Source organism: Nocardioides baculatus (assembly GCF_016735675.1).
GTDB classification, from domain to species: Bacteria; Actinomycetota; Actinomycetes; order Propionibacteriales; family Nocardioidaceae; genus Nocardioides; species Nocardioides baculatus.
The window spans coordinates 637,945-656,101 of the sequence record NZ_JAERSG010000001.1; the positions used below are offsets into that span (position 1 = coordinate 637,945).

General features: G+C 72.0%; 19 protein-coding genes. 10 read left to right on the top strand and 9 right to left on the bottom strand.

What is annotated here, in order from left to right; genetic code table 11:
• Positions 1-125: 125 nt before the first annotated feature.
• Genes JI751_RS03095 through pknB form a run of 7 tightly spaced genes read left to right on the top strand, consistent with a single transcriptional unit; the run spans position 126 to position 8,664 of the window.
• Positions 126-842 carry an FHA domain-containing protein gene (locus tag JI751_RS03095; RefSeq protein ID WP_201933253.1) on the top strand — a complete coding sequence of 239 codons (717 nt, stop codon included), beginning with the start codon at positions 126-128 and terminating at the stop codon, positions 840-842.
• Positions 835-1,311 carry an FHA domain-containing protein FhaB/FipA gene (locus JI751_RS03100; RefSeq protein WP_201933256.1) on the top strand — a complete coding sequence of 159 codons (477 nt, stop codon included), beginning with the start codon at positions 835-837 and terminating at the stop codon, positions 1,309-1,311. The genes JI751_RS03095 and JI751_RS03100 overlap by 8 nt, the downstream gene beginning before the upstream one ends.
• Complete coding sequence (locus JI751_RS03105; RefSeq protein WP_201934552.1) at positions 1,311-2,573, top strand: protein phosphatase 2C domain-containing protein; 1,263 nt, start codon at positions 1,311-1,313, stop codon at positions 2,571-2,573. The genes JI751_RS03100 and JI751_RS03105 overlap by 1 nt, the downstream gene beginning before the upstream one ends.
• Positions 2,574-2,586: 13 nt before the next feature.
• Positions 2,587-3,993, top strand: coding sequence for an FtsW/RodA/SpoVE family cell cycle protein (locus tag JI751_RS03110; RefSeq protein WP_201933259.1), 1,407 nt, complete (start codon positions 2,587-2,589; stop codon positions 3,991-3,993).
• Complete coding sequence (locus JI751_RS03115; protein WP_201933271.1) at positions 3,990-5,450, top strand: peptidoglycan D,D-transpeptidase FtsI family protein; 1,461 nt, start codon at positions 3,990-3,992, stop codon at positions 5,448-5,450. The genes JI751_RS03110 and JI751_RS03115 overlap by 4 nt, the downstream gene beginning before the upstream one ends.
• Positions 5,447-6,895 carry a serine/threonine-protein kinase gene (locus JI751_RS03120; RefSeq protein ID WP_201933274.1) on the top strand — a complete coding sequence of 483 codons (1,449 nt, stop codon included), beginning with the start codon at positions 5,447-5,449 and terminating at the stop codon, positions 6,893-6,895. The genes JI751_RS03115 and JI751_RS03120 overlap by 4 nt, the downstream gene beginning before the upstream one ends.
• Positions 6,892-8,664 (top strand): Stk1 family PASTA domain-containing Ser/Thr kinase, encoded by a 1,773-nt coding sequence (gene pknB, locus JI751_RS03125; protein WP_201933277.1) that lies wholly within the window; start codon positions 6,892-6,894, stop codon positions 8,662-8,664. Before JI751_RS03120 ends, pknB begins: the two co-directional genes overlap by 4 nt.
• 10 nt (positions 8,665-8,674) lie before the next feature.
• Here the strand turns inward: pknB and JI751_RS03130 are convergent, their stop codons facing one another.
• Positions 8,675-9,427, bottom strand: coding sequence for a DUF881 domain-containing protein (locus JI751_RS03130; RefSeq protein WP_201933280.1), 753 nt, complete (start codon positions 9,425-9,427; stop codon positions 8,675-8,677).
• A 29-nt stretch (positions 9,428-9,456) separates the two neighbouring features.
• Here JI751_RS03130 and JI751_RS21700 point away from each other — a divergent pair, with 29 nt between their 5' ends.
• Entirely contained in the window at positions 9,457-9,957 is a 501-nt protein-coding gene (locus tag JI751_RS21700) for a cell division protein CrgA (protein ID WP_372440550.1), read from the top strand.
• A gap of 333 nt (positions 9,958-10,290) precedes the next feature.
• Here JI751_RS21700 and JI751_RS03140 read toward each other — a convergent pair whose 3' ends face one another.
• Entirely contained in the window at positions 10,291-11,244 is a 954-nt protein-coding gene (locus JI751_RS03140) for a rhomboid family intramembrane serine protease (RefSeq protein ID WP_201933285.1), read from the bottom strand.
• Between the two features lie 21 nt (positions 11,245-11,265).
• The gene (locus JI751_RS03145; RefSeq protein WP_201933287.1) at positions 11,266-11,778 is read right to left on the bottom strand and encodes a peptidylprolyl isomerase; all 513 of its coding nucleotides are present in this window, start codon (positions 11,776-11,778) and stop codon (positions 11,266-11,268) included.
• Positions 11,779-11,951: 173 nt separating this feature from the next.
• On the opposite strand from JI751_RS03145, the gene JI751_RS03150 reads away from it, so the two are divergent.
• Entirely contained in the window at positions 11,952-12,767 is an 816-nt protein-coding gene (locus JI751_RS03150; RefSeq protein WP_201933289.1) for a hypothetical protein, read from the top strand.
• Positions 12,768-12,856: 89 nt separating this feature from the next.
• Here JI751_RS03150 and JI751_RS03155 read toward each other — a convergent pair whose 3' ends face one another.
• From JI751_RS03155 to JI751_RS03170, 4 genes are read right to left on the bottom strand one after another with little or no spacing between them, the layout of a single operon-like run.
• On the bottom strand, positions 12,857-13,864 hold the full coding sequence (locus tag JI751_RS03155) for a lysophospholipid acyltransferase family protein (RefSeq protein WP_201933291.1): 1,008 nt from the start codon (positions 13,862-13,864) through the stop codon (positions 12,857-12,859).
• Positions 13,864-14,706 carry a patatin-like phospholipase family protein gene (locus JI751_RS03160; protein WP_201933293.1) on the bottom strand — a complete coding sequence of 281 codons (843 nt, stop codon included), beginning with the start codon at positions 14,704-14,706 and terminating at the stop codon, positions 13,864-13,866. Before JI751_RS03160 ends, JI751_RS03155 begins: the two co-directional genes overlap by 1 nt.
• Before the next feature lie 17 nt (positions 14,707-14,723).
• Positions 14,724-15,104 (bottom strand): DUF3817 domain-containing protein, encoded by a 381-nt coding sequence (locus tag JI751_RS03165; RefSeq protein WP_307813758.1) that lies wholly within the window; start codon positions 15,102-15,104, stop codon positions 14,724-14,726.
• Between the two features lie 10 nt (positions 15,105-15,114).
• Complete coding sequence (locus tag JI751_RS03170; RefSeq protein ID WP_201933295.1) at positions 15,115-15,852, bottom strand: SURF1 family protein; 738 nt, start codon at positions 15,850-15,852, stop codon at positions 15,115-15,117.
• Between the two features lie 72 nt (positions 15,853-15,924).
• Here JI751_RS03170 and JI751_RS03175 point away from each other — a divergent pair, with 72 nt between their 5' ends.
• Positions 15,925-16,581: a hypothetical protein gene (locus tag JI751_RS03175; protein WP_201933297.1), complete on the top strand. Its 657-nt coding sequence runs from the start codon at positions 15,925-15,927 to the stop codon at positions 16,579-16,581.
• On the opposite strand, the gene JI751_RS03180 is transcribed toward JI751_RS03175, so the two are convergent.
• A complete protein-coding gene (locus JI751_RS03180) occupies positions 16,578-17,813 on the bottom strand; it encodes an RNA polymerase sigma factor (protein ID WP_201933299.1) in 1,236 nt (411 codons plus the stop codon). The two genes, JI751_RS03175 and JI751_RS03180, sit on opposite strands and share 4 nt — an antisense overlap.
• Positions 17,810-18,142 carry a YciI family protein gene (locus JI751_RS03185; protein ID WP_201934556.1) on the bottom strand — a complete coding sequence of 111 codons (333 nt, stop codon included), beginning with the start codon at positions 18,140-18,142 and terminating at the stop codon, positions 17,810-17,812. Before JI751_RS03185 ends, JI751_RS03180 begins: the two co-directional genes overlap by 4 nt.
• Between the last annotated feature and the right edge of the window lie 15 nt (positions 18,143-18,157).

The window sequence follows — 18,157 nt, forward strand, 5'->3', positions numbered from 1 at the left end:
GAGCCGTACGACCGCCGACGGGGCGGCATCGTGGCGCGACGGCGACCGGCCGGTACGCTCGCTGGCACCGACCGGGCGGCGTGTGAAGCCTGCCCACCAGAACGCGTGAGGAGAGGAGGTCTGGCATGAACGCCCTGCAGCGCTTCGAGCAGCGGCTCGAGTCCGTGATCTCCGGCGTCTTCGCCCGGGCCTTCCGCAGCGCGGTGCAGCCGGTCGAGATCGCCGCGGCCCTCCAGCGCGAGTGCGACAACAACGCACAGGTGATGAGCCGACAGCGCCGGCTGGTGCCCAACGACTTCCACGTCGAGCTGTCCGCGACCGACCTCGAGCGGATGCTCGGCCTCGGCCGCGCGCTCGAGCAGGACCTCGTCGACCAGCTCCAGGACCACGCCGACGCGCAGGGCTACGTGTTCACCGGACCGGTCACCGTCGCCTTCGAGGAGGCCGACGACCTCACCACCGGTCGCTTCCGCATCCGCAGCAAGGCCCAGGCCAGCGTCACCGACAACGACCAGCGCACCCGCACGCGGGCCTCGCACGCCACCCTCGAGGTCAACGGCACGCGCCACCCGCTGCGTCCACCGGGCCTGGTGATCGGCCGCGGCACCGAGGCCGACCTCCGGATCAACGACCCGGGCGTGAGCCGGCGCCACCTCGAGCTCGAGGTCACCCTCGACGGCGTCGAGGCGGTCGACCTCGGCTCCACCAACGGCATCCTCGTCGACGGCTCGAAGGTCGGCCGCGCCCGGCTGCGCGACGGCTCGACGATCAAGATCGGGCACACCGAGATGACGGTCCGCATCGACGGCGGGCGGGACGAGGCCGGGGGCTGGAATGTCTGAGCTGACCCTCTTCCTGATCCGCGCGGCCTTCCTCGCGATCCTCTGGATCTTCGTGCTGTCCGCGATCTCGGTGATCCGCTCCGACATGTTCGGCGCCCGCGTGCCCGAGACGGCCCGCGGCGCGGCACCCGTCCCCGAGCGCCGCAAGGGCAAGGCCGCCAGGAAGCCCCGCCGCGGCGCCCCCACCCACCTCGTCGTGGTCGAGGGCGAGAACCCCGGCACCCGCGCCGAGCTCGCCGACGCGCCGCTCCTCATCGGGCGCGGCAGCGACGCGGCGATCAAGCTCGACGACGACTACGTCTCCACGCGCCACGCGCGGGTCGCCGCCAGCGGCGACGAGTGGTTCGTCGAGGACCTCGGGTCGACCAACGGCACCTACGTCGGGCCGGTCCGCATCACCCAACCCACCACCATCGGCCTCGGGGTCCAGGTCCGCGTCGGCAAGACCATCCTGGAGCTGCGGAAGTGATGTTCCTCCACTACTCCGCGATCTCCGACGTAGGACGCGTCCGCCGGGAGAACCAGGACAGCGGGTACGCCGGTCCGTGGCTGCTCACGGTCTGCGACGGCGTCGGCGGTGCCGTCCGCGGCGACCTCGCCTCGAGCACGGCCGTCCAGGCGCTGCGCAAGCTGGACCAGCAGCCCGACGAGGACATCCTCGGCCAGCTCGCGGGCGGTGTGCACCGCGCCGACGACCGGATCGCGGAGATCGTCGAGGAGGACCCCGCCCTCAACGGCACGTCCACCACCGCGACGGTCGTGCTCTTCGACGGCAACCGGTTCGGCGTGGGCCACATCGGCGACAGCCGCGCCTACCTCTACCGCCGTGGCGAGCTGCGCCAGCTCACCCACGACCACACCTTCGTGCAGTCCCTCATCGACGAGGGCCGGATCACCGAGGAGCAGTCGCGGACCCACCCGCACCGCAACCTCATCCTCAAGGCCCTCGACGGCGTACGCCACGAGGAGCCCGACCTCTTCGAGTTCCCCGCGGAGGCCGGCGACCGCGTGTTCGTCTGCAGCGACGGCGCGTGCGGGACGCTGACCCACGAGCGGATGAAGGACATCCTCGGCACCGGGACGCCCGACTTCGCCGCGGTCGAGCTCGTACGCGCGAGCCTCGAGGCCGGCAGCACCGACAACGTCACCTGCATCGTGGCCGACGTCGCCGAGGAGGCGCCGTCCGACGACCTCCAGCCCCTCCTGGTCGGTGCGGCCGCCGACCTGCCCCGCCGCATGCCCATCGGCGGCGGCGTGGCGGGCGCTGTCGGCGGGCTCTTCCGCGGCCACCGCTCCGGCGACACGGGTGAGATCCCGCCGGTGCCCGGCGAGGACGTGCCGGCCGGCGCCTACGTCGCCGACCCGATCGACCCCGAGGCCGCGCGCTACGCGCCCCGGCCGCCCGGACGCTACGGCTGGCTGCGCCGCCTGATGGTGGCCCTGGTCCTGCTCGGAATCGCCTGGATCGTGGTCGCGGCCGGCTGGTCGTGGAGCCAGCAGCAGTTCTACGTGTCCGACCAGGACGGCAGGGTCGCGATCTTCCGCGGCATCGACGCCGACCTGCCCGGCATCTCCCTCTCCCACGCCTACGAGGTCACCGACGTCGACCTCGACCGGCTGAGCGACATCGACGCGGAGGCGGTCCGTGAGGGCCTCGAGGCCGACGACCTCGACGCCGCCCGCACGACCGTCGATCTCTACGCCGCGCGCCAGGACGTCGAGGCCGGTTGACGGGCGGACTGCGATGAGTCAGACCGGACCCCTCATGGGCTTCGTGCACCGGCGTCGCCGGGGCGCGGAGCTGTTCCTGCTCGTGCTCGCACTGGCCGTCGGCATCGGGGCCTACGCCGCCGTCGGCCTCGGCGTCGAGGGCGCCGTCCCGGCCGACATGGTCGGCTACGGCGGCTGGCTCACCGGGTTGATCATCGCCGCGCACATCACCGTGCGCGTCGTGGCGCCCTACGCCGACCCGGTGCTCCTGCCGCTCGTCGCCGCGCTCAACGGGCTCGGGCTCGCGGTGATCCACCGCCTCGACCTCACCTACGAGGCCATGGGCCAGGACCAGCACACGTTCGCACGCCAGCAGCTGATCTGGATGACCCTCGGTGTCGTCCTCTTCGTGACCACGCTCCTGCTGCTGCGCGACCACCGCGTCCTGCAGCGGCTGACCTACACCGCCGGCCTGGCCGGCATCCTCCTGCTCGTGCTGCCGTTCCTCCCGGTGATCGGGCGCAACATCAACGGCGCGCGCATCTGGATCAACCTCGCCGGCTTCAGCTTCCAGCCCGGTGAGGTCGCCAAGGTGCTGCTGGTGATCGCCTTCTCCGGCTACCTCGTCCTCCACCGCGACGCCCTCGCCCTCGCGGGTCGCCGGGTGGTCTTCATCGACCTGCCCCGCGGGCGCGACCTCGGCCCGATCCTGGCGATGTTCGGGGTCTCGATGATGATCCTGGTGCTCCAGAACGACCTCGGCTCCTCGCTCCTCTTCTTCGGGCTGTTCCTCGCGATGCTCTACGTCGCCACCGAGCGGCCCGGCTGGCTCGTCGTCGGCGGGCTCATGTTCGGCGCCGGCGCGCTGGCGGCGTACACGTTCGTCGGCAACGTGCAGAACCGCTTCAACTTCTGGCTGCACCCGCTCGACTACTACGACGCGTCCCCGGGGAGCTACCAGCTCGTCGAGGCGCTCTTCGGGCAGGGCTGGGGCGGCCTGATCGGCCGCGGGCTCGGCAACGGGTTCCCCGAGCGGGTGCCGTTCGCCTACTCCGACTTCATCATCTCCACGATCGGTGAGGAGCTCGGCCTGACCGCGGTCATGGCGATCATCGTCTGCTACGGCCTGATCGTGGAGCGGGCCCTGCGGATCGCGCTGATCTCGCGTGACGGGTTCGGCAAGCTGATGGCGGTCGGCCTCGGCTCGATCGTCGCGCTCCAGGTCTTCGTGGTGATCGGCGGCGTCACCGGCCTGATCCCGCTGACCGGCCTCACCACGCCGTTCCTGTCCTACGGCGGGTCGTCGCTCGTCGCCAACTGGGTGATCATCGCCCTGCTGCTGCGGATCTCCGACCAGGCGCGGCGCCCCGCCCCGCGCCTCGAGCCGGCCGACGACACGTCCGACGACAGCGAGTCGACCCAGGTGGTGAAGCTGCGATGAACAAGCCGATCCGCGTCGTCTCCGTGTTCTGCCTGCTGCTGTTCCTCGCGCTGCTCGTCAACGCCACCTACCTGATGTACGTCCGCGCGGACGGGTTGTCCGACGACCCGCGCAACCGCCGCATCATCACCGCGACGTTCTCCCGCGAGCGCGGCGCGATCCTGGTGGGCAAGGAGGCGATCGCACGCAGCGTGCCGTCCAACGACAAGTACAAGTTCCAGCGCACCTACTCCGAGCCTTTCAAGTACGCCCCGATCACCGGCTACTTCTCGTGGTTCAGCCAGACCGGTGTCGAGCGCTCGCAGAACTCGGTGCTCGCCGGCGACGACTCGCGCCTGTTCGTCACCCGGCTGGTCGACCTGCTGAGCAACTCCGACCCCAAGGGCGGCAACGTCCAGCTGACCATCGACCGAGCCGCGCAGGACGCCGCCTGGAACGGCCTCGAGGCGCTGCCCGGCGACGCCCAGGGTGCGGTCGTGGCGCTCGAGCCCACCACCGGCCGGGTGCTGGCGATGGCCTCGACGCCGACCTTCGACCCCAACGGCTTCGCCTCCCACGACTTCAGCGCGGTGGACGCGCTCGGCAAGAAGCTCAACGCCGACGAGCGCGAGCCGCTGATCAACCGCGCTATCGGCACCACGCTGCCGCCCGGGTCGACGTTCAAGCTCGTCACCGCCGCCGCGGCGATCGAGTCGGGCAACTACGACGCCGACTCGATGGTCCCCGGCGGCTACCGGTTCCAGCTGCCGCAGTCGGAGACCACCATCGGCAACTACGACGACGGCAACTGCGGCGGTCGCCGGATCACCCTCACCCAGGCCCTCCAGGTCTCGTGCAACGTCACCTTCCTGACCCTCGCCAACGAGCTCGGCAACGACGCGATGGCCGAGCAGGCCGAGAAGTTCGGCTTCAACGACACCTCGCTCGAGGACCTCGGCGGCCAGGCGAAGTCGCTCTACCCGCGCGACATGGACGCCCCGCAGACGGCGATGTCCGGCATCGGCCAGTCGAGCGTCACCGCCACGCCGCTCCAGATGGCGATGGTCGCCGCCGCGATCGCCAACGACGGCGACGTGATGCGCCCCTACGTCGTCGACGAGGTGCGCGCGCCCAACCTGTCGGTGCTCGACCGCACCGACCCGCAGAGCATCAGCAAGGCGATCTCGAGCACCACGGCCGACGAGCTCACCAAGATGCTCGTCGCCACCGTCGCCGACGGCACCGCCGCGCCGGCCCAGATCCCGGGCGTCGAGGTCGCCGGCAAGACCGGCACCGCGCAGTCGAGCGGCGACCGGCCGCCCTACGCGTGGTTCGTGTCGTTCGCCCCGGCCAACGACCCGCAGGTCGCGGTCGCCGTGCTCGTGCAGTCGAGCGACACCTCGCCCGACGAGATCGGCGGCGGTGTCCTCGGCGGGCCGATCGCCAAGTCGATCATGGAGGCGGTGATCGCCCCGTGACCGCGCTCGCCCCCGGCGGCCACGTCGACGAGGCCCGTCGCTACGTCCTGGAGTCCCGCATCGCCACCGGCGGCATGGGCGAGGTGTGGTCCGCCCGCGACACCGTGCTCGACCGGTCCGTCGCGGTGAAGGTGCTCAAGACCGAGTACGCCGACGACGCACTGTTCCGGCAGAGGTTCGAGACCGAGGCCCGGCACGCGGCCGCGCTCCAGCACCCCGGCATCGCGTCGGTCTACGACTACGGCGCGAGCTCGCTCGACGACGGCTCGTCCACGCCGCGCCCCTACCTCGTGATGGAGCTCGTCGAGGGCCAGCCGCTCTCCGCGCTGCTGCGACCGGACGCCCCGCTCGACCCCGAGGTGGCGCGCGACCTGCTCGCGCAGGCCGCCGAGGCGCTCGGCGTGGCGCACGCGGGCGGCATCGTCCACCGCGACGTCAAGCCCGCCAACCTCCTCGTCACCCCCGACCGGCGGGTCAAGGTCACCGACTTCGGAATCGCCCGCGCCGCGGAGGGGATGGCGCTCACGCAGACCGGTGAGGTGATGGGCACGCCCGCCTACATCTCGCCCGAGCAGGCCGAGGGCGGCACCGCCACGGCCGCCTCCGACGTCTACTCCCTCGGCGTCGTCGCCTTCGAGTGCCTCGCGGGCCGCAAGCCCTTCGTCGCGGACAGCCCGGTCGCCACCGCCGTCGCCCACCTGCGCAACCCCGTGCCCGACCTGCCCGGCTCGGTGCCGGCCGACCTCGCGGGCGTCGTACGCCGTGCGCTGTCCAAGGACCCCAGCGCGCGGTTCGCCGACGGCGCGGCCTTCGCCCGGGCGCTGCGCGAGCCGTCGTCCGCGGCGGCCGCCACCGTCGTCGCCCCGGTGGTCGCACCGGTCGTCGCCGACGGCACCCAGGTGATGGCGGCCCCGCCGACCCCCGCGCAGCCCGTCGCCGCCGCCCCGCGCGAACGGCGTACGCGCCCCGCCATGCCGTGGGGCCTCTTCGTCGGCATCGCCGCGATCCTGCTCGCGGTGCTCGTCGCGATCTGGCTCGGCAGCCGCGACACGGACCCGACGTCGGCCGACGAGCAGACCCCGGCCCGGACGCCCAGCCAGTCGTCGGAGACCCCGCGGGAGACACCGACCGAGACGCCCACCGAGACGCCCACCGAGACCCCGACCGAGACCCCGACGGAGACGGAGCCCGAGCCGACGACCGTCGAGGTCGATCCGGCGTCCTACGTCGGGCGTGACCACAAGGACGTCGAGAAGGAGCTGCGCGACCTCGGGCTGCGGCCGGAGAAGGCCGAGCTGGAGAACCCCGGCGACCAGGTCGAGGGTGTCGTCACGGCCGTGGATCCGAGTGGCACCCTCGAGGAGGGCGATGCCGTGACGGTCACCTTCTACGGCAAGCCCCCGAAGGACGCCCCGCCCGCACCCGGCCAGGAAGGACAGCAATGACGCAGCCGGAGCCGACACTGATCGGTGGCCGCTACGAGCTCGGCGAGCCCCTCGGGCGCGGCGGCATGGCCGAGGTGCGCAAGGGCAAGGACCTGCGACTCGGCCGTACGGTCGCGGTGAAGCGCCTGCGCACCGACCTCGCGAGCGACGCCACCTTCCAGGCCCGCTTCCGGCGTGAGGCGCAGTCCTCCGCGTCCCTCAACCACCCTGCCATCGTGTCGACCTACGACACCGGCGAGGAGATGGCGACCGACGGCTCCGGCGTCGCCCAGCCCTACATCGTCATGGAGTGCGTCGAGGGGCGCACGCTCCGCGACATCCTGCGCGAGGGTCGCAAGATCCTGCCCGAGCGGGCCCTCGAGATCACGAGCGGCGTGCTGTCGGCGCTCGACTACAGCCACCGCGCGGGGATCATCCACCGCGACATCAAGCCCGGCAACGTGATGCTCACGCCGTCGGGCGACGTCAAGGTGATGGACTTCGGCATCGCGCGGGCCATCTCCGACGCCTCCTCGACGATGACCCAGACCGCCGCCGTCGTCGGCACCGCGCAGTACCTCTCGCCGGAGCAGGCCCGTGGCGAGACCGTCGACTCGCGCTCCGACGTCTACTCCACCGGCTGTCTGCTCTACGAGCTGCTGACCGGTCGACCGCCGTTCGTGGGCGACAGCCCGGTGGCCGTCGCCTACCAGCACGTGCGCGAGCAGGCGTCGCCGCCGTCCGACCTCGACGACCAGCTCGACCCCGAGATCGACGCGATCGTGATGAAGTCGCTCGCCAAGCGCGTCGAGGACCGCTACCAGAGCGCCGCGGCGATGAAGTCCGACATCGAGCGCTACCTCGCCGGTCACCCGATCCACGCGCCGGCCGTCGTACCCGTCGCGGAGACGCAATACGTCGCCCCTCCCCCCGACGCGACGACCACGATGGCCGCGGCCGCCGTGGGCGCCCCGCCGCCGCGCCAGGACGAGCCGCGGCGTGGCCGCGCCGGCTGGTGGTTCCTCGGCGGCTTCCTCGTCGTCGGCCTGCTCCTGCTCGGCGCCTACCTGATGAACGACATGCTCTTCGACGACGCACCCACCCGCGAGCCCGTGCCCAACCTCGTCGGGATGACCGAGGACGAGGCCCGCCTCGCGATCGCCGATGCCGGCTTCGAGGTCGGGCGGGTGGACCGCGAGACCTCCGACACCGCCCCGGCCGACACCGTCATCGAGCAGAGCCCCAACCGCGACACCTTCCAGGACCCCGGGGCCTCGATCAGCTTCGTGCTCTCCCTGGGCAAGCCCGAGGTGGAGGTCCCGTTCGTCGTGGGCAGGCTCCGCAAGGAGGCGCGCGAGACGCTCGTCGCCGCCAACCTCAAGGTGCGCTTCGAGGAGGAGGACTCCGACGAGCCGAGGTTCCAGGTGCTGAGCACCAACCCGGCACCCGGGACGCCCGTCGCCGAGGGCACCACGATCGTCGTCGTCTACTCCGACGGCCCGTCCAAGGTCCCCGACGTGCGCGGGCTCAAGCAGGGCGAGGCCGAGCGGACCATCCGCGAGGCCGGGTTCGTCCCGGACGTACGCGTCGATGCGACGTCCACCGAGCCCAAGGGCACGGTCGTCGACCAGATCCCCGCCGGGGGCACCCAGGACCAGGGCGCCACCATCACCATCTTCGTCTCGGCCTACGAGGAGCCGGAGGTCCCGACCGAGACGCCAACCGAGACGCCGACCGAGACGCCGACGCTGCCCACCGAGAGCCCCACCACGCCCCCGCCGACCGGCTGAGCAGGCCCGCTCACTCCGGGATCGGAGTGGCGTAGGTGAGGTCGAGCAGACCGTCGTACGCCGGCGCGACCGCCGACTCCAGCTCGGCCATGTCCCAGAAGACGCCGCCGCCGGCGATCGTGGTGTAGCTGCGGTAGATCGCCAGGGTCGGGTCGACGGTCAGCTCGGCCTGCATCCGGGCGGGGTCACCGATGCCCACGATGACGTAGGGCGGTGAGTAGGGCAGGCCGTTGAGCGTCACCTGGTTGCCCGAGCACTTGATGCCGGTCGTCGAGATCAGCCGCTGGCCCTGGATGGTCACCGCGACGGCCCCCGCGTTCCACATCGCGTTGGCCACCGCCTGGATGTCCTGCTGGTGCACGACGAGGTCGTTGGGGTCGTCCTCGTAGGCCGCCCGCGCCTCGAAGCTCGCGTCGTCGAGGGTCACCTGCACGGCCGGGCCGGCCTTCTCGGTCAGGCCGGCGGGGTCGACCAGCGTGGCGACCTCTTCCTGCACGCGCGCGACCGAGCGGTCGCCCAGTCCGGCGCTCAGCGCCTCGACCTCGCTGTTGAGGGCGGCCACCTGCGCCGTCAGGTCGCCGGCGTCGTCGCGCTCGGCCCGCACGACGGAGGCGAGATCGGTCAACCGGCCGCCGCGGAGGTCGAGTCCGTCGCTCTGCTGCGCGCTCACGCCGAAGAGGGTCCCGCTGACCAGCACCACCAGCGGCGTCGCCACGCGCCAGACGCGTCGACGACCGGGGGATGAATGGGGCTCCGGCGACATGCCGACTACGCTAACCCCCCGTCGGGCGCATCCCGCCCTCCCGCGTCGTCCAGTCGAACCCAGCCACAGGAGCAGCAGTGTCGAAGTCCAGCTCGATCGCCACCGAGGAGAAGACCCGCCTCTTCTCCGTCAGGTTCCTGATCAGCCTGCTCCTGATCGTCGCCGGCATCGCCTGGTTGGTCTTCTACTACACCCAGGCCCGTGGCAACCCGCTCGCGTTCCCGCCGGTCGAGGGCTCGCCCCAGGCCGTCGCCGACCTGGGCCGCTGGAACTACGCCATCGGCTTCGGCCTGCTGATGCTCGGCCTCGTCGTCTCCGCCCACCCGTCGACCCCGCTGGGCCGCGGGCGCGGCGTCGTGGCCGGCATGCTCGGCTGCTTCCTGGTCGGCCTGATCTGGATCTGCACCTTCTACGTCTTCTCCGACGACCTCTCGAAGCTCTGGGTCTTCAACGACCTCGGCCAGTGGAACCTCGTCGTCGGCATCGCCTTCATGGCAGTCGGGTTCAGCTTCGCGACCAAGTGGGAGTAGGTTCTCCCTCGACCTGAGAGCTCTGCGGAGCTCGGGGTCCCGCGCCTCGAGCGGTGAGTGAGGCGCCTTCCTGGGGAAGGGAAGGCGTCTCTCTCACCGCTCGAGTCGATTTCGGGGCGTCTGGTCGGGCCGACACGTTCAGTGATCCCCGGTCGACCGGGGAGCACGCAAACATGCGTTCGGATTTCCACACTGTGGACAACGGCTGTGGAGAATTACATGCGTGTAGTTATCCACAGCTGTGTGCACACCTGTGGGAAATCCCCCGGGGGACGACAGAGCCCCCGCCACCCCGTCGTACGACGGAGCGCGGGGGCCGTGGTGGAGCGGGTGTCAGGTGAGGGCTGCCGCGCGGATGACGGCGAGGCCGAGCAGGACCACGGTCAGCGCGCCGACGCCCACCCACTGGAGCAGCGAGCGGTGGGACTTCGGGGCGTACGCCACGATCGCAGCGACCGCCGCGCCGGCGAGCAGGCCGCCGAGGTGGCCCTGCCACGAGATGTACCTCCAGCCCACGACGGTGATCACGACACCGAGCAGCAGGTTCTGCATCAGGAACTGGGTGTCGAGCCGCGCCTTGCGGAAGGTCACCAGGAGCGCACCGAGCACGGCGTAGATCGCACCCGACGCTCCCAGGGTCGCCGAGGTGGCGCCTGACAGGAACAGCACGAGCACGCTGCCCCCGAGGCCACCGACCAGGTAGACCATCAGGAACCGGACGCGACCGACGATCCGCTCCAGGGCCGGGCCCAGGATGAAGAGCGCCATCATGTTGAGCGCGATGTGCCAGACGTCGACGTGGGTGAACATGCTGGTGAGCGGCTGCCACCACGCACCGTCGGCGAACCCGGCGTGCCACTCGCCGTCACCCCCGTTGACGAGCTCGCACAGCTGTGGGTCGATGACTCCGGGGTAGACGCCCCCGGGCGCAGAACGCGACCCGCAGGCGCCCTGCGGGATCAGCGCGAGCAGCCGGGTGAGCTGCGAGGCACTGCCACCGGTGGCGGTGATCGCCAACCAGATGACGGCGTTGATCCCGATCAGGACGAACGTCGTCAGGCGCGGGTCGGCGCTGCGCTCGCCGCCGTAGAGCGCCTGGTGCTGCCGCGAGCCCTTGTTGGCCTCCTTGAGGCAGTCGGGGCAGTGGAAGCCGACCGCCGCGTCGCGCATGCAGTCGGGGCAGATCGGCTTCTCGCAGCGCTGGCAACGGATCCAGGTCTCGCGATCGGGGTGCCGGTAGCAGGTCGGCACCCCGGTCGCGGCCGGGCCCTCGGAGGGCTGGGTCATCGTGCGGTGTGGATCAGGCGCTCAGCGCTCGATGGTGACGGACTCGATCACCACGGCGTCGACGGGGCGGTCCATCGCACCGGTGGGCGAGGTGGCGATCGCGTCCACGACGTCGCGGCTGGCCTGGTCGGCCACCTCGCCGAAGATTGTGTGCTTGCGGTTGAGCCACGGGGTGGCGCCGACGGTGATGAAGAACTGCGAGCCGTTGGTGCCCGGGCCGGCGTTGGCCATCGCGAGCAGGTAGGGCTTGTCGAAGACGAGCTCGGGGTGGATCTCGTCCTTGAACGTGTAGCCCGGGCCGCCGGTGCCGGTGCCGAGCGGGCAGCCGCCCTGGATCATGAAGCCGTCGATCACCCGGTGGAAGCCGAGGCCGTCGTAGTACTTCTCCCCGGTGCGGCCCGCGTCGTCGCGGTAGTCCTTGGTGCCCTCGGCGAGGCCGACGAAGTTCTCGACGGTCTCGGGGGCGTGGTTCGGGAAGAGGTCGATGACGATGTCGCCCCGGTTGGTCTTGAGGGTCGCCTTCTGGTCGGCCATGGGATGTTGCCTCTCGGATCTTGAGTCTGGGGTCTGAGCCACGATTGGTGCGCCTCGATCCTGCCACGCTCACCCCACCCCGTACGCGTGCACCCGTCCCCCACCCGGACGGGGCTGGTCGCCCCTTGGTGGGCATGGTGAGATGGACGGACACAGAAAGAGGAGGTCCCCGCATGCCTTTCGGCCGCAAGAAGTCCCTGATGGACCGGGCTCACGACTACGTCGAGCAGCTCTCGGACCAGTTCACCGAGACGGTCATCCCGCAGATCGAGCAGGTGTGGGAGCAGGCCGTGGACAAGGCCGGCCCCGCGATCTCCGACGCCCGCGACAAGGCGACGCCCCTGATCGAGGAGGGCCGCACGCGTGCCGCCGAGGCCGCCACCGCCGGTGCGGCCGTCGCCGCGGCGAAGACCGCCGAGGCGCGCGACAAGGCCGCCCCGCTCCTGGCCGAGTACCGCGCGACCGCCGCCGAGCGTGCCTCGTCCGTGGCCGCGGTCGCCGCCGAGCAGGCCGCGTCCACCCGTGACGCCGCCGTCGCCAAGGCCAACGAGCTGCGCGGCGTCGAGCCGGAGCCCAAGGGCGGCCGCTTCAAGAAGTTCCTGCTGATCAGCGGTCTCCTCGCGATCGGCGGCGTGGTGTTCAGCAAGCTGCGTGCCAAGCAGGACGCCGACGCCGGCTGGCAGTCGACCTACGTCCCGCCGGCGCCCGCCAAGCCCGCCACCCCGGCGACGCCCGCCGCCGCGGCTGCACCCGTCGGTGCGGCGACGACGACGGTCGACCCCAACGCCGACCCGCTGACCGACCCGCTGCCGGACGACGTGAGCGCCGACGACGTGGTCACCGTCGACCCGCCGGCCACCGACGACGTCGGTGGCGGCGCGCCCGGTGAGGCGATCAGCGACGCGGTCGAGGGGGCCCACGAGGCGACCACCCCGGACGAGCCCGCCGAGATCATCGACATCGACGACGTGCCGGCCGACAAGAAGTAGTCCCCGCACCACCACCTCGAGCGGTGGTCCACCCACATCTCCGACGTACGGGACGTGGCTGGGCCACCGCTCGAGTCATGTCCGGCCGCTCACGCGGGCCGGTTCTCCTCGATCCAGCCGTCGACGCGCTCCCACCAGCCGTAGAGCCAGTCGATCCGCTCCTCGCGGCCCTCGGGGATCTCGTCGCGGGGCACCTGCCACCACCGCATGGTGATCTGCTTGTCCATCGGCAGCTCGCGCCACACGTCGCTGACCGTCACCAGGTGGTCGAGCCCGGTGTGCGCGACCATCAGGACGTCGGCGTCGGGCGCCGCCTCGAGCGCCGCCAGCACTCCGCCCGGACGGGGTGCCAGCACGTGGGTCATCTCCTCCGCACGCCGCGCCATCCCCTCGAGCCCGAGCCTGCGCAGCCGGGTGATCGCCTTCTCGCGCCGCTCGGCGGTGAAGTTGCCGCCCTCGGGGAAGATCACGAACGCGTCGTTGCGGTCGAGCCCGGACGCCAGGGCGGAGATCTGGGACTCGAGGTCCTCACCCGCTTCGGGGTTGGGCGAGATGAACTTCGCCGGGATCCGCCGCAGCACCACGTCGATGGCCGGGTCCCAGGCGAGGGTGTTCTTCAGGACGACGCGCGGCTCGCGGGCGTACCAGTGCAGCAGGGCGTACATCAGGATGAACGAGTCGCCCGGCCCGGCGTGGCGGCACATCACCAGCACGGGCCGTTCCGGGGTGCGCGGGGGGTGCGGTCCGTCGGTGCGGATCCGCAGCGCGAGCACGCGACGTGCCTCGCGGAAGAACACGATGAGCGTGCCCTGCACCAGGTCGTAGTGGATGCCGGCGAAGTAGGGCGACCGGATCCGCCAACCGAAGCCGCTGGCCAGCCACAGGCCGAGCATCACCGTGAGCAGCAGGGACTCGAAGGTCAGGTAGACGACCGCGACCCAGAAGAGCCGCAACGCCCGCCAGCGGCCCGGCAGGAGCGGCGACAGCGCGGCGGCGCCGATCACCCACAGCGGCAGGGTCACCCAGATCGCGACCGTCAGGGCGATCACCGCCGGAGCGACGACGAGTCGGCGCAGGGCCCAGACGCCGGGGCTCATCAGCTGCCGAGCACGTCGTCGAGGTAGCGACGGGAGGCGTCGTACGTCGCGTCGATGCGCGACTGCACGCTGCCGCCGTGTCCATCGAGGAGGGCCCGGTGGGCGAGCAGCGAGTCGTCCTTCGACGACGTGCCGACCGCCGGCAGCACGTGGGCCTCGACGCCCTCGGGGATCGTCGCCATGTCGCGCATGAAGCGGTGCCGGCGGGCGACCTCGAAGCTCACCCGGGCGACCTCCCACGGGCGGGTGGGTGGCTTGAGCGGTCGGTCGATGCGGCCGACCTGGAGCACGAAGACCCGGGTCGCACCGAGCTCGACGGCCCGGCCGACGGGCACGGAGTTGACCAGGCCGCCGTCGAGAAAGTGCTCGCCGTCGATCTCGGCTGGCGGGAGCAGGCCCGGCACGGCGGCGCTCGCGAGGATCGCCGGCACGAGCGGGCCGCTGGTGAACCAGTGCTCCGCCGCCCGCTCGATGCTCGCCGCGCAGACCCCCAGGCGCACCGGCAGGTCCTCGAAGGTGGTGTCGCCGAGCTCCTCCTCGAGGCGCTGGCGCAGCGGGGCGGAGGAGTAGATGTGGGTGCCGGAGGTGACGGCTCGCCGTACGGTGCGCAGCGGCCGGTCGCCGTACACGTCCCGGCTGCGCGCGGTGGCCGCCCACAGCTCGGTGAGTCGCTCGACCACGGCCAGGTCGGGCTGCCGCGCCACCATCGCGCCGTTGAGGGCGCCGACGCTCGTGCCGAGCACGAGGTCCGGCACGATGTCGCGCTCGAGGAGCGCGCGGAGCATGCCGACCTCGACGGCGCCGAGGACCCCGCCGCCGCCGAGGACGAAGGCGGTGGTCATGGCACGACCCTAGTGACTCAGGCCAGCTCGGGGTGCTCCGCGCGCACGCGCTGCGTCGCGCGGTGCTCGGCCCAGAAGGACAGGAGCGGGATCGTGCCGCAGACGAGCGTCACCAGGGTGAAGGGCAGGTCCCACCGCGCCCGGCGCGAGAGCAGGAACGCGCTGAGCAGGAAGATCATGTAGAGCCAGCCGTGCGCGACGCCCAGGTAGGTCGTGATCATCTCGCCGAGCTCGTTGACGTCGGAGCCGGTCGTCACCCAGGCCGGCGTGCTGTCGAAGACGCCCCACATGGGCGAGCCGTCGAAGTTCGCGAGGGGGACGCCGACCAGGCACAGGACCACGAGCAGGACGCCGACGATCGTGGCCATCACGCGGTAGGCGGTGAGGTTGCGGGACACGACCGCCAACTTATCCGTCGACCGGTAGCGGCAGCTCCTCGACCTCGGGAGCGGTCTCGTCCTGCCGCCAACGCCACCAGATGAAGGCCGCGAAGGCCCCGAAGATCCACCACTCGACGGCGTAGAGCAGGTTGCGGATGCCGGTGAAGCGGCTCGGGCTCGGCAGCGCCTCGAGCTCGGCGGCCTCCAGCCCGTCGGCCGGCGTCTGGCTGACGGCATAGGCGGAGTAGAGGTCGACGTCGACGCGCTGGACGGCGTCGGCGACCCGGATCTCGGGGAAGACGTCGTCATCGGCGTCGTCGTCGGTGACCAGGCTGCCCTCGGGCGCCTGCAGCCAGCCGGTCACGTCGGCCTCGCCGGTCGCGGCGAGCAGGGTCGGGTCGGGCTCGGCGGCCCACCCGCGTACGACGAGCACGGCGGCGTCGTCGACCTGGAGGGGTGCCACGGCCCAGTAGCCGTCGCGGTCGCCGAGCGTGCGGTCGCGGACCCAGAACCCGCCGTCGATCCACGTGCCCGTCATCTCGACCGGACGACCGACGTCCTGGCCCGGGAACGGGTCGTCGCTGCCCATCACGTCGGTCAGCGGCACGGGCGCGACGTCGGTCAGGTCGCGCGCCTCGGCCGTGCGGTGCGCCTGCCACGCGTCGTACTGCCACATCCCGAGCCAGCCCGCGATCCCGACCAGCACGAGGGTGAGGGCCGCCGCGCCGAGGTCGGTCAGCAGGCCGGGTCGGCGCGGAGCGGTCACGGCTCCGATTGTCCCAGCCGATCCTGAGCGAACCCCCAGCGGTGCGTGGCCCCGCGTGCGAGCATGCCGCGCATGGGTGTCATGGAGAGCGCCGTCGCACTGCGCAGCACCGACGCCGACGAGGTCGCCGACGTGTTCCAGTCGTTCATGCGGAGCCTCGGCCACCCGGTCGAGGTGCACTACGAGTTCGACCCGTCGACGTCGCAGCTCACCCGTCACGACGTGCTCGTCGCGCCGGCCAGGGACGGCTGGGTCCACCTGCGGCCCCACTACGTGGTGCCACCCGAGGCCCTGGCCGTCGAGATGACCCTCCGGCTCGGCACGCTCGCGTCGGCGATCATGATCTACGAGGACGTCCTGTGGTCGCACCACCTGGTCGACCGCGGGACCGAGCTCGACCGGCACGTCAACATCCCGGAGTACTTCGGCGCCGGCGAGTACGACGAGTCGTGGCTCGGGGATGCGGACGTCGTCGCGGAGGCGGTCGGCGTGGACCGGGCGGCCATCGCGCCGTACTTCCAGCAGGTGTCCGTACGTCGCGCGCGCTCGCGCCTGCGCCCGCCGCCGAAGGCGCACCCCGACGACCAGCACCACCTGGTCGACGGGTGGGTCGTCACCGAGCTGTGGCGCCGGATGGGGATCCACTGGCCGGGCGGGAAGGACGTCCTCGTCCGGGTGCCGGTCGGCCCGGACGGGACCGAGGTCCTCGCCGAGTGGGCCCGCTCCTAGCGCGCGAGCTCGTCGCGTCGCCGGGTGAGGTAGGCCGCTTCGGCCGTGTTGCCGGCGAGCCCGATCGCGCGGTCGTACGCCGTCCGCGCGTCGGCACTCCTGCCGAGCCGGCGGAGCAGGTCGGCGCGCGCGGCGTGGAACGCGTGGTAGCCGTCGAGCGCCTCGGTGAGGGCGTCGACCTGGGCGAGCGCGACCTGCGGACCGTCGAGCTCGGCGACCGCGACCGCCCGGTTCAGCACCACGACAGGCGACGGGTCGAGTCGGACGAGCTGGTCGTAGAGCGCGACGACCTGCGACCAGTCGGTGTCGCGGAGGTCGTGCGCGTCGGTGTGGACGGCGTTGATGGCGGCGAGGACCTGGTAGCGCCCGGGCGCCTGCCCGCTGGCCAGGCGCTCGCGCACCAGCGCGTGCCCCTCGGCGATGAGCGTCCGGTCCCAGGCGGCACGGTCCTGGTGCTCGAGCGTGACCAGCTCACCGGACGCGGACACGCGGGCGGTGCGGCGGGCCTCGATGAGCAGCATCAGCGCCAGCAGGCCGGCCACCTCGCCGTCGTCCGGCAGGAGCTCGCGCACCAGCCGGGTCAGGCGCAGGGCCTCGCCCGTCAGCTCGGCCCGCACCGGCTCGCTGCCCTCACCGGTGGCGAGGTAGCCCTCGTTGAAGACGAGGTAGAGCACGGCCAGGACGCCGGCGACCCGCGTCGGCAGGTCCGGCGCGGCCGGCACGCGGAACGGGATGCCGGCCGCCCTGATCTTCGCCTTGGCGCGGGTGATCCGCTGGGCCATCGTCGTCTCCTGGACGAGGAAGGCGTGCGCGATCTCGGCGACCGTGAGCCCGCCGACCATCCGCAGCGTCAGCGCGACGCGCGCCTCCATCGCCAGCGCCGGGTGGGCGCAGGTGAAGAGCATCCGCAGCCGGTCGTCGTCGACCGCCCCGACGGGTTCGGCGGGACCGGAGAGCTGGTCGCTGAGCATCTGCGCCTCCTTCTGCTTCTCCTCGCGCCGGCCCTCACGTCGTACGCGGTCCAGGGCCTTGTTGCCGGCGGTGGTGGTGAGCCAGCCGCCCGGGTTGGGCGGAACGCCGTGGGCACGCCAGTGCTCGAGGGCGGTGGCGAAGGCCTCGGCCGTCGCGTCCTCGGCGACGTCGAGGTCGCCGAACCGCCGCGCGATGGTGGCCACCACCCGGGCCCACTCGTCGCGGTGGACCCGTGCGATGACCTCGTCGAGCTCGCTCACGCGATCCCGTCGAAGGGCCGGACCTCGATCTTGCGGTGGCAGGCCCTCGACCCGCCGGCGGCGAGCTCGAGCGCGACGTCGAGGTCGGCTGCCTCGATCACCCAGAAGCCCGCGAGGAACTCCTTGGTCTCGGCGAACGGACCGTCGGTGATCGCGGTCTCGCCCGACCGGGCGTCGACCACGGTGGACGCGTCGAGCCGCTCGAGCCCGCCGGCGAACACCCAGTAGCCGTCCTTCTTCAGCTGGTCGTTGAACGCCTCGACCGCGCCGGGCTCGTCGGCCGGGCCGGGGTTCGCGGAGTCGTCGATCACGGAAAGGAGGTAGTGCATGGTCATCTCCAGCGG

Coding starts and splice junctions, on each gene's coding strand:
- JI751_RS03155 (WP_201933291.1), bottom strand. CDS start 13,864: ATGAGCCCCGGCGTCTGGGCCCTGCGCCGACTCGTCGTCGCTCCGGCG.
- JI751_RS03185 (WP_201934556.1), bottom strand. CDS start 18,142: ATGCACTACCTCCTTTCCGTGATCGACGACTCCGCGAACCCCGGCCCG.
- JI751_RS03150 (WP_201933289.1), top strand. CDS start 11,952: ATGCCTTTCGGCCGCAAGAAGTCCCTGATGGACCGGGCTCACGACTAC.
- JI751_RS03110 (WP_201933259.1), top strand. CDS start 2,587: ATGAGTCAGACCGGACCCCTCATGGGCTTCGTGCACCGGCGTCGCCGG.
- JI751_RS03100 (WP_201933256.1), top strand. CDS start 835: ATGTCTGAGCTGACCCTCTTCCTGATCCGCGCGGCCTTCCTCGCGATC.
- JI751_RS03175 (WP_201933297.1), top strand. CDS start 15,925: ATGGGTGTCATGGAGAGCGCCGTCGCACTGCGCAGCACCGACGCCGAC.
- JI751_RS03145 (WP_201933287.1), bottom strand. CDS start 11,778: ATGGCCGACCAGAAGGCGACCCTCAAGACCAACCGGGGCGACATCGTC.
- pknB (WP_201933277.1), top strand. CDS start 6,892: ATGACGCAGCCGGAGCCGACACTGATCGGTGGCCGCTACGAGCTCGGC.
- JI751_RS03105 (WP_201934552.1), top strand. CDS start 1,311: ATGTTCCTCCACTACTCCGCGATCTCCGACGTAGGACGCGTCCGCCGG.
- JI751_RS03140 (WP_201933285.1), bottom strand. CDS start 11,244: ATGACCCAGCCCTCCGAGGGCCCGGCCGCGACCGGGGTGCCGACCTGC.
- JI751_RS03115 (WP_201933271.1), top strand. CDS start 3,990: ATGAACAAGCCGATCCGCGTCGTCTCCGTGTTCTGCCTGCTGCTGTTC.
- JI751_RS03160 (WP_201933293.1), bottom strand. CDS start 14,706: ATGACCACCGCCTTCGTCCTCGGCGGCGGCGGGGTCCTCGGCGCCGTC.
- JI751_RS03130 (WP_201933280.1), bottom strand. CDS start 9,427: ATGTCGCCGGAGCCCCATTCATCCCCCGGTCGTCGACGCGTCTGGCGC.
- JI751_RS03095 (WP_201933253.1), top strand. CDS start 126: ATGAACGCCCTGCAGCGCTTCGAGCAGCGGCTCGAGTCCGTGATCTCC.